The organism is Schlesneria sp., assembly GCF_036405755.1.
Taxonomy (GTDB): domain Bacteria; phylum Planctomycetota; class Planctomycetia; order Planctomycetales; family Planctomycetaceae; genus Schlesneria; species Schlesneria sphaerica.
Window position 1 is genome coordinate 1 of record NZ_DASWWZ010000314.1, and the last position, 11,180, is coordinate 11,180.

The 11,180-nt window shown below is 57.3% G+C and carries 5 protein-coding genes; 3 read left to right on the forward strand and 2 right to left on the reverse strand.

The annotated features are described in order from the left end of the window. Positions 1 to 3,162: protein kinase domain-containing protein (locus VGE80_RS10875; RefSeq protein WP_440592684.1), on the reverse strand; the 3,162-nt coding region annotated here is incomplete at its 3' end. Between the two features lie 1,334 nt (positions 3,163 to 4,496). Between VGE80_RS10875 and VGE80_RS10880 the strand changes: the two genes are divergently transcribed. Then, the gene (locus tag VGE80_RS10880) at positions 4,497 to 5,288 is read left to right on the forward strand and encodes a WecB/TagA/CpsF family glycosyltransferase (protein ID WP_440592685.1); all 792 of its coding nucleotides are present in this window, start codon (positions 4,497 to 4,499) and stop codon (positions 5,286 to 5,288) included. Between the two features lie 474 nt (positions 5,289 to 5,762). On the opposite strand, the gene VGE80_RS10885 is transcribed toward VGE80_RS10880, so the two are convergent. Beyond that, positions 5,763 to 6,689, reverse strand: coding sequence for a glycosyltransferase family 2 protein (locus VGE80_RS10885; protein ID WP_440592686.1), 927 nt, complete (start codon positions 6,687 to 6,689; stop codon positions 5,763 to 5,765). A gap of 446 nt (positions 6,690 to 7,135) precedes the next feature. Between VGE80_RS10885 and VGE80_RS10890 the strand changes: the two genes are divergently transcribed. Continuing rightward, on the forward strand, positions 7,136 to 10,126 hold the full coding sequence (locus tag VGE80_RS10890; RefSeq protein WP_440592687.1) for a DUF1553 domain-containing protein: 2,991 nt from the start codon (positions 7,136 to 7,138) through the stop codon (positions 10,124 to 10,126). Between the two features lie 188 nt (positions 10,127 to 10,314). Then, positions 10,315 to 11,180, forward strand: an 866-nt coding sequence (locus VGE80_RS10895; protein ID WP_440592688.1) for a DUF1501 domain-containing protein, incomplete at its 3' end; no start/stop codon positions are given.

Genomic DNA, 11,180 nt, shown 5'->3' on the forward strand with positions numbered 1-11,180 from the left:
CAAACCCCACTCAACAAAGAACCGATCTTCGATCGATTCGAACCGGGCTACCAGTTGACTGGCTCGCTGGATCGCGGTACCGACTTCGGAATTTGACCAGCCGCGTGCCGCCATCAGGACGGGGGCCAGAACCTGCTGGAAGTTCAGTTCCCGCTGATCCCGCTCGGGTGATTCCGGAATCGACGCGAGGACGATTAGTCCACGATTCAAGTGATTAATCGCTTCGATATTGGCGAACTGGGCCTGGGACTTTCTCCCGGCCTTCAGCCAGTACTCCGCCCCTTTTTCCGGCATATCGGCTTCCGTGAAATGGTGAGCGACCAGTTCCGGCTGGTGCTGCGCGAGATCGGGAAAATGAGCTTCAATCGCCGCCCCGATCGACGCGTGAACGGCGCACCGACGTTTCTTAATCATCAAGCTATAAGCGGCATCCTGTAACAAGGCGTGTTTGAAGAGGAAGCTCGCATCCGGAAAATTCCCTTTTTGAAACAGCACTTCGGCCGTGACAAGCTTGATCAGTTCTGCCTGAAGATCCTCTGGCGACATTGACGTCGCCGCGGAAAGTAGTGAGTAGCTGAATTCGCGTCCGATCGCCGCGGCCAGTTGAATGACACTCGGGTCGCTCGCCATGCGGTCCAGCCGCGCCATGAGCAAGTCTTGCAGCGATTCCGGGATGGCCTGACCAAGCGACGATCGGGAGCTGGTGGTCTCCTGCAGCGATCCACTTTCTTCAAGCAGCTTCGAGAATTCTTCGATGAACAGAGGGATGCCGTCCGTTCGCTGGACCAACTGTTCAACAAGAGGTGTGGGAAGGTCTTGCCGGCGCAGCCGCCGATGAAGCATGTCCCGGATCTGGCGGTGATTCAGGCGATTCAAAGCGATTTGCGTTTGATGCGGCTTACTTCTCCAGGGCGTTTCAAACTCGGGTCGGAACGTAAAGATGCTCAGCGTGCGATGTTGATCAAAATTCTCGACAAAGGCTGTCAGCAGATCCAGCAGCGTTGGATCCACCCAGTGCAGGTCCTCAACGATGAACAGTACCGGCCTGAGAATGGCTCTGCTTTTTAACACAGACAGCAGCAAAGCCGTCGTCAGTTCGCGTTTCTTACGACCATTCCCTTCCAAAGGGGCCAGCTGGGGGGCATCAACCTCAAGCAGTCGGGCCAACAGGATTCGGTTCAAGTCCGTCAAGAGGTTCAGACTTTGCAGATAACGATCAATGGCCTGCAGCCGTGACTCGGCCGAAACGTGTCTGTCGAACTGCAACAGATGCGTCAGATGCTCAATCATCGGGTGCAATCCCGTCGACTGATGATTCTGCGAACAGCGCAATTCAATGATGTCGGGATTCACGCTCAGGGCCGTGACGCCTTCGCGAATTTCGCGAATCAGGCGTGACTTGCCTAATCCTGCCTCACCGATTAGCAGGACGATCTGGCCCATCCCCTCCACCGCCTGTTCCCAGCGGTCTTTCAGAATCGCGACCTCGGTGTCTCTCCCGACGAGCGGTGTCAGATTGACCAGATCGACCAGTTCGACACGATTGAGCGTAACGGGGGCTTCTTTGATGACCCGGTACAGCGAAAGTGGTTCTGCCAGATTCGGAAGGGGAACAGCCCCCAGCGAATCCTGCTGGAAGTAGACACGGCTGGATCGGTGCACACCTTCCGTTACCGTCACTTCAGCAGACGGGACAACTTGCAGCAGGCCTTTCAGAATTTTCCCCGGCTCGCCCAGTATCTCGATCCCATCCACCGTTTCTTCCGCCACAGCGAACCCGGAATGAACGGCAATTCGCAGCTGGTGTCGCTGCGGAAACACTTCAATCCCTTCTCCGAGCTTCAGAATCTGCATCCCGCAACGAATCCCCCGTAAGAGACTGTCTTCGTAAGCCACCGGGAACCCGAAACAGAGGATGATTTCGAATTCCGAGCAACTGCTGATGCACCCGCCAGCCTTTTCCGCAACAGCAGCGACAGCGGGGGTAAACCCCCTGAGAAATTCCAGTTGAGTGCCGGGCTTTCGATTCTGCTTTCCGAGACTCAGCCGAACACCGACAAGTGTCACAAGCCGGAACTGGGCTTCCTTCAGGGGGCGTAACGGGGAGGAATCTCGAGCGAAATTGCTGGGAGGAATCAGAGGCGCCGTCAGGGGGCCGCCAGCAGAGGGATTCGTGTCCGGTTTCCGCAGAAGACTCTCTGGTGCGAACACCGCTTTTCTGGTGCCGATAACACTACGCAGCGCTTCTGCCAGTTCGTCCGCCGTCGAAAATCGATCTTCCCGTCTCTTGTTCAGTGCCTTCCGACAAATCGACTCAACCGTGACCGGAACCAGCGGATTCCATCTGCGAATTGGTACGGGGTCTTCTTCCTGGATCTTGCGGAACAAGGCTTTTCGGTCGGGAGAAGTAAATGGCTGTCGACCGGTAAGCAGTTCGTACAGGATCACACCGAGAGAGAAAATATCAGACCTGCCATCAATCTGATGCGACTCACCCCGGATCTGTTCCGGCGACATGTAAGAGGGAGTCCCGGCGATTTCCGATCGACTCGGCTCCAGATCATGTACAGCCAGTCCGAAATCCAGCAGCACGCATCGTCCGTCGACCGTCAGCATGATGTTGGACGGCTTGATGTCGCGGTGCATGATCCCCCGGGAATGGGCATGCCCCAGAGCATCGGCCAGGTGACTGACAATTTCGACACAGCGCTGCCAGGGAGCGGGGCTGCCTCCCGGCTGGACATCAAGGATCTGCCCCTCCAGAAACTCGGTCACGATGTAGCAACGGTCGTCAACTCGCCCGATATCGTAGACTGCGACGATACCCGGATGCTGCAACTGAGCCAGCCGTTGCGCTTCGCCCAGGAACGTCTGAAGAGCGGCCTCAGAGAGCGAGTCTTTGGGATACTTAATCGCTACGAAGCGTTTAAGAGTGGCGTCAAACCCCAGAAAGACGTCACCAAATCCCCCCGTCCCCAATTGTTTGCGAATTTCAAAACGCCCAAGCTGCACCGGAACGGGGGAGGTAGGTTGGGGGGCCGCCTGTGCCAAATTCGCGGGAAGTGACACAACTTCTGAAACGAGATTGCGAGGAGTTCCCTCAACGGATTGCGAAGGGGGCGTCGTGCTCTGAGTGCCATCGATGTCTTTTGCGTTTGACACTTCCTCATCGCCCGCTGAACTATGCTGCTGAAACCTGGCGGTCGAACTTTGCGGCGTCGATCCCGTGAGTCGCTGACTCGTGAATACGGATGCGCCCCAGGCCCTTTTCATCAGACGAAACGAAATCCGTACAGGCCATCAACAGCAGCAAATCGTCGCGTGACGTCCGATCCGTTTTTACTCCATGTGGTGACAGACTTTTGTCACCACGCGGCTGATCAAGAACTACCCGAACTCCAACGACCTCAGATAAATCTGACCCGCGCCTGTCGTTCAACCGGTTGCATTGAACTGAAGTCACATTTGAGATCGTTCCAGACGTAAATGCAACCCTGCTAAAATCGTCGAGCCGCCGGGAATTGCTGGGACAGCAGAGACAAAACGGAGAAATCTCGGTCCCTCGGCTCCCACTTCGCGTCCGCAATTAAGGGGCATTCCCCGACATCTGCCGTCGCGAGCAGGGAGATGTCGGTTGCAAAACCGGGCCGCCCATCTACCAAAAAAGCTCGACGAAGTAGCCACTCGCCAACATATTGCAACATTTTCGTACAAACAGATTGACTACCCCAAGCGGGAACAGCCGATAACACCTCGACTGTACACTATTCCCATTCCATGCGATGCATACCGCATCATCCATACATACCCCTGCCCGCTCCACCTTCCCAAACCCATTACCGCTGAACTTTGCGACGTGGCCGTGTCGCCAATCCGCACCCATTAAGGAAGAGAGCCATCAATCGCTACAGAACAAATTGCTCTCTTGCATTCCCTTAATTTCAGCAGGTTTCAGTCAACGTAGCGATCCGCACTCAACGGTGGGGACTTCCATTTTTCCCTTGATTCTGTGGTCCGAAAGGTCTTCGGGGACGCTCCCTGGCAGCAGGTTCGTCTTTGTCGCCGGCGAAAAAAATTTGTGATTGAAAGTTAGAAGTACCCCGCCTATCATAGAACACAAGTACACGATACACCCGTATTGTCTGCGGCAAACTTTCGTGTACATGACTTTGTGAACACAGAGCAGCTTCCATGTTGGCTCGATTCTGGCTACCCGGCTTCATGACCGAAATCGTCTTCACCAGCAAAACCGGGTGTCACAATCTGTTCCATTGGTTTCTGCCACGCACATTCTGGCATTTTCCGGGGCAGGCTCCGCATTCGGAAAGCGTTCGATCTCTCTCCCGTCCCTTAGACGGACCTGGGCGTCAATGAGCCCAGTCCTGGGGACAAATTAGGGTAGCCCAGCAACGCTCTCGCCTGGCTGCTTTACCGCAGTAAACACACGCACAGATTACGCCCGTTTCAGCAGCGGCTTTCTAGAGGAGGCATGCCCCGTGCTTCACACATTCGACGACTATGACATTACGCAGTTTATGGACGTTGTTGCCTCATTCGGCGATAGCCGGTATGGGTTCGTCGTAACCCCCAATACAGATCATTTGATCCGCCTGAATGACGACGAAGCGTTTCTCAAGCTTTGCCAGAGCGCGACGTACCTGCTTCTTGACAGCCGCTTTCTGTCACTCGCATTCTTCCTGACGAAGGGAATGCACATCCCCGTTTGCCCGGGAAGCGACCTCACCGAATCGCTGTTCGAAAAGGTGATCAAGCCCGACGATCCCGTACTGATCGTTGGCGCGACCCCTGAACAGGCCCGCTTTCTGGAAAACAAATACAGTCTCACGAATTTGTCACAGTATACCCCCCCAATGGGGTTTATTAAGTCGGAAGAAGAAGTTCTGAAGTGCCTCGAATTCGTCGAAGCACACAGCCCCTTCCGCTACTGCTTTATCGCTCTGGGATCGCCCCAGCAGGAAATTCTCGCGAGTCGATTAGCCGAACGGGGGGTTGCTCGAGGACTGGCCCTGTGTATCGGTGCTTCGGTCAACTTCCTCACCGGGACCGAACAACGCGCACCGATGTGGATGCGGGCCATGTGTTCGGAGTGGATGTACCGCCTGCTTCAGAACCCCCGCCGCATGTGGTGGCGTTATCTTGTTCGCGGCCCCCGAATCTTCTGGCTGATGACAAATCTGCAGATCAAGCTTCGGACATCAAGTCCACCGACACCGAAAGTCGCGCGCAGTCCTGACTCGGGCAGCATTGCCGTTTACGACCACGTTTGATCGACACACCCGTCTCGACCCCTAGCAGACTCGGACCCCCGCCCTCCCGCTACGCGAGCGCGAACTCGGTTGGTGGCGAGATCTTAAGCAGTTACGTTCAGACACCTGCCAATGCAGGTACCCTCGAGACCGGATGGGGGTCGCAACGAATCGACGGCCCAAATAGCGACTCTCAAAACACGGACTCTTAAGAAAGTGGCCTGCAGGGAGTCCCAGGTTGTGATTGCACGGAGATTTGCGGACGCGAACGCGAGCTTCAGCGCTCAGCCCCGCAGGGGCCGCTGCCTGAGCCGGACCTTCGCCCTGTCCTGTTTCGCACCGCGTTCATTTTCGGAGTTCCGGCGCGTCCGCAGATTCTCCAAGCCCTTCTCGCACCCACACCTCGCCCACATCCCCCTCAGCGCCAACACCTTTTCCGCCGACGCGCCTCGATGAAGCTCTGGACGGAGCTCACTCACACACGACGGCATGCGGTCACGAGCGATTGTTCGCGTGAAAGCCCCACCACCATTTTCCCGGCATAAAGACGACCGGCGCATAGGCCTCCACGAGATTTTTCGGCCACTTTTTTCCCGTAAAGGGAATTGCCGCGACCCCAATCGCGACTCGAATCAGTCCATGCAGCCAGGTGAGAAACCCGGCCAGCCAGACTTTGGGGAGCGCCCAATACTTGCGGATGAAATGCATTCGAGAAGTCGTCAGCAACCGGACTCGCCGCGGTGTATTCCCCTGCCCTCCGGCGTCCAGGTGAATTACCTGGGCTTGAGGGGTCATGATAATGGACCAGCCGAGTCCCCGTAGACGATAGCAAAGATCCATTTCCTCAGAATACATAAAGAAGCTGGGATCAAAGCCGCCGATCTCTTTCCAGACATCGGCCCGGACGAGCATGAATGCGCCGGACAAAGTTTCCACTTCCCGGGCTTTCACTTCCCCTTCTTTCAACGCTCCATTCAGGAACCTCGCCCCTCCCAGAGCGGTCACCAGAATCCGAGAAATTGTCGGCAAAAACTGGCGGCAGCCGGGATCTCGTTGCCCGTTCGGTAATTGATTCCAGCCCCCGACGGCCCCTGCACGGGGCATCGCGATGGCAGTTCGATAAAGCTCACCGACTGCGTCGTCAGAAATGATCACGTCGGGATTCAACAGAATGATATACTTGCCGCTCGCATGCGCTGCGAGAACATTGTTCCCCAGTCCATAACCAAGGTTCTGATCATTATCAATAATAATCGCCTTGGGATACTCCTGCCGCACGAGATCCATCGTGCCGTCGTTCGAGCAATCAAGCAGCAAAACCTCGTAGTCGACTCCTGTCGTGTGGTTGTAGACCCCATCTAAACACTGGCGAATGAGGTCCTTCGATTTATAGCACACGATCAGAATGCTCACTTCGGCCATGCAAAATTTCTCCGCAGTTTCAATCGGCTTAACACGTGCGACCACTGCCGCAGCGATCCACTCCCGGACCTGATGAGAGATGCGTGGCCGGAGCTGGTTGAGAAAACCATGGCCTTATCGTACCCGCCCCTTGAGAGAGGGGTCAACACACTTGTACAGGTCGCCCACGACTGTGAAATCGCAGCCAAAATCATCCCGGAACTGAGCTCCGATTGGGCTTCATCCCCTGCCGTTCGGCGCCCTGAAGAGCGTGGAGCGGGCCACCCATCGTCGCGGTGTGAGATTGGATTGCTCGCCACGGACGAATTCTCACATTGCCACCTCCATCGTAACCGGCAGTTCAGCTCACAGAAACTCTGCACATCACTGGGGCGTTGACTTTAATTTCTAAACTTTCTTAAATATATCCCTCTTGAGTTTCCCGCACGCTTGATGAGGCTCCCATCATGTCGCCGCTCTCTGATTTTCGTGGGCTTTCGGTCTGTTTCAGGTGGCTCTTCCTGCCTGCCCTCGTCTTCGTGCTGACGGGCTTAAGCGGTCAGGGCGAATTGAAGGGGGCGTCCGAATCGTTTGAGAAAGTCGCGGATGTCCTCGTCCGACGATGTCTCGAATGTCATTCTGATCACGATAGTTCAGGATCGCTCTCGCTGACGAAACTGGGAAACATCCTGAAAGGGGGCGATAGCGGTCCCGCGTTCGAAGCGGGACTTCCCATTGAAGAGAATCTCATTCTGAGTCGTGTCCGCAGTGGCGAAATGCCTCCTCCCTTAAAAGGTCAGCCCCGCCCGCTGCCGCCGGAGGAAATCGAGATTCTGACCGCCTGGATTTCGTCGGGTGCCGCGTGGCCCGAAGGACGTGTCCTCGACCCGTACGAACGGACGACGGACGTGCGAGGGGGGCGTGACTTCTGGTCACTCCAACCCATCCGTCGACCGTCAATCCCCAGCGTCAAAGCCACGCACTGGGTTGCGAATCCCGTCGATGCATTCATCCTCGCCCGCCTGGAGGCAGCCTCCTTCTCTCCCGCTCCCCCTGCGCCGCGTGCCGTTCTGATTCGCCGACTCTACTTCGACCTGATCGGCCTTCCCCCCACAGCGGAAGAAATTACGAACTATGTCGAAGACCCTCGTTCAGACGGGGTCGTTAAAGCCGAGCTTGTCGAACGACTGCTGAACTCGCCCCATTTCGGCGAGCGGTGGGCCCGTCAATGGCTGGATCTGGCCCGCTACGCAGAAACGTCGGGCTACGAACGGGACCAGGAGAAGCCGGGTGCGTGGAAGTACCGGGACTGGGTCGTCAACGCAGCGAACGCAGACATGCCCTACAATCGCTTCATCCTCGAACAGATCGCCGGGGACGAGATTCCCGACCGAACCGAGTCATCGGTTATCGCCACCGGTTTCCTGCGCCTAGGGACCTGGAACGACGAGCCGAATGATCCTGAAGAGTACAAATATGATCGGCTCGAAGACCTGGTCAATGTGACCTGTACCTCGTTCATCGGACTGACGGTCAAGTGTGCCCGCTGCCACGACCACAAGTTTGATCCCATCCTGCAGTCAGACTACTACAAGGTCGCTGCCGCATTCTGGGCAGGGCCAATCGAAGCCCGGCAGCGGGAACTTCTGGGAGGCCCCTCGAAGGAGGAACTGGGGTTTGATGTACTCGGGTGGACCGACGTGACGGCAACGCCGTCTGACTTGTGGATGCTGAAGAAGGGGGACCCCAAGCGGCCCATGGCGGTCGTCAGCCCTGGAACACCCGCTATCGTTGCCTCACTCACTTCAGCAGTTCCGACGCCCCGCCCGACAGAAAACTCATCGCAGCGCCGACGGCAACTGGCCCAGTGGATCACGGATCCAGCGCACCCCTTAACGGCGCGTGTGTTCGTAAATCGCCTCTGGCAGTCTCATTTTGGAAAAGGGCTGGTCCGAACGTCGGACAACTTCGGATTCACCGGCGATCTTCCCAGCCACCCCGAACTGCTGGACTGGTTAGCCAGTGAATTCCAGCAGGAAGGCTGGAGGCCGAAGCACATTCATCGACTGCTGGTCCTGTCAAACACCTATGGACAATCGTCCCTTCATCCAGCAGCCCAACAGATCGAATCAGCTGACGCCGGTAACCGACTCTGGTGGCGGTTCGATCGTCACCGGTTAGACGCGGAACAGATTCGCGACCGAATGCTCGCGGTGAGTGGTGCGATCGACTTGCGAATGGGGGGCCCCAGCTTCAAGCCGACCGTAAGTGCCGAAGCGTTGGAAGGACTTTCGATGAAGTCGAATGCCTGGAACGCGTCCCCCCCGGACGAGCAGCGTCGGCGAAGTCTGTACATGTATTCCAAGCGGGGCCTGCTACCCCCGCTGATGACAACATTCGATTTTGTCGAAACGACGCTTCCCTGTGGCCAGCGAGACGTCAGCACCGTCGCACCACAGGCCCTTGCGCTCATGAACAACGAATTCGTGCACGAGCAAAGTCGCCTGCTGGCCAAACGGATCGAAGGCCTGGCGGGACCGGACGATCAGGCGAGAATCCAAGCCGCCTGGCAGACAACCCTCGGACGGCTCCCCTCCCCCACGGAAATCGCGGCCGCTCAATCGCATCTGACGAAGCAGCTCGAGCGATTTTCCCATCTGCCGAAACCGAAGAAGACAGAACCGGTCGACATCCCGCAGCGGGGTGTCACCCTGCATTTGCAAGCCAGTGCAGGAGTCGAGCGAGATGCGAGTGGACGAGTCATTCGCTGGAAGGACGACTCGGCAGGAAACCACAATGCCACTCAACCTGACCCGGATCGACGTCCCCAGTGGGTGGCCGATGGGATCAACGGAAAACCCGTGATCCGATTCGATGGACGACGGCAGTTCCTGCATCTCGAGGGACAAGTAGTGACGTCACAGCAGTTCACCCTGGTGGCGGTTGCCCGTGACCAGGGGACTGAAGGTCACCGCACGTTATTCTCGAACTGGAACGGGGGTGCCGGCAACTCTGGGACGTCGCTGTTTTTCGGTACCACCTCAAAGTCAGCCGTTCGACTCAGCGATGATTTTTCGGGAGTCGGTCAACTCCGTTCGGGCAAAGAACCCTTCCTGCTGATCGGCCAGTCGAATGCAAACGAGGCCCGCATCTTCGAGAATCTGACGGAACTGGCCAGCCGGTCGACACCCCTCGCCCCGCGCAACCTCGGCACGAACTACGTGCTGGGTCAGCAGGGCAACATCGATGGGGAATACTGGCAGGGGGATCTGGCAGAGATCATCGTCTTTGATCGATCGTTGTCGGGTGAAGAGCGAATCGCTCTGACACGCGAACTGTCCAAACGGTACGAGATTCCCCTCTCTGCAGCACCGGCAGAACCTTCGCCCCACGAGCTGGCCCTGGCCTCGCTGTGTCACGTCCTGCTGAACAGTAATGAGTTTATCTATGTGGACTAAAGCAGCTGCACGATGGGCGGCATCTTATCTAGTCGGAGCCCCTCGCCCACTCGTCGTCATACGAAGCGAAATTTAATGAGTGACACCTGCCGCGTTGCGGTCGGCGCTCCCGCAGGCAGTTCGACTGAACCTTGCATTCCCTGACAGGTCAATTCGCCCTTCCCGATGTCAGATCCGGAGACACACCGATGACACACCCGCAGAATCCCTTTCCATGCCAACTGACGCGACGCGAGTTTGTCTGGGAGATGGGAGGCGGTTTCGCGGGCCTGGCTCTGGCGGGTCTCATGCACGAGAACCGTGTGTTCGGCAACGGCGCGGTTTCTCCCGCACCGTCGGCCAACCCTCTCTCCCCGCGACCGCAGCAGCTTCCGGCGAAAGCTAAGAGCGTCATTTTTCTGATGATGAACGGGGGGCCCAGTCAGGTCGATACGTTCGACTACAAGCCTGTACTTCAGAAGTACGCGGGCCAGCCACTGCCTGAAGGAAAAACCTTTATTAACTCCGGCGGCCGAAAAGTGGGCTTTCTGACGCCCTCCTTCCGCCCCTTCCGACCAGGTGGCGAAAGCGGGCTTTTGATCTCGGACTTTTTTCCGAAAGTGCGTGAGCACGCAGACAAGCTGGCCGTGATCCGTTCGTGCCATACCGACAGCCATGCGCACGGTTCGGCGCTGGTCGCCATGAACACCGGCAAGACCTTCATCGGACGCCCCTCGCTGGGAAGCTGGGCCGTTTATGGTCTGGGGTCGGAAAACCAGAACATGCCCGGCTATGTCGTGATTCTCGACAAACGGGGCGGTCCGATCGGGGGCCAGCCGAACTGGTCCAGCGGCTTCATCCCCAGTTCTTACGCCGGGACCTTGTTCCGGTCTGTCGGTGACCCCATGTTTGACCTCCGTGGCCCGGGGTACATGGACCTGGCGGCACAGCGTGAGCAACTCGATCTGCTCGCAAAGATCAATCAGGAACACATGGATGCCAGACCGGGTGGACAAGATCTGGCAGCGCGGATCAACTCGTTTGAGCTGGCCTATCGCATGCAGGCAGAAGCACC

Bases quoted from the DNA above. Each gene is read 5' to 3' on its own strand.
- VGE80_RS10890 (WP_440592687.1), top strand. From the start codon at position 7,136: ATGTCGCCGCTCTCTGATTTTCGTGGGCTTTCGGTCTGTTTCAGGTGG.
- VGE80_RS10885 (WP_440592686.1), bottom strand. From the start codon at position 6,689: ATGGCCGAAGTGAGCATTCTGATCGTGTGCTATAAATCGAAGGACCTC.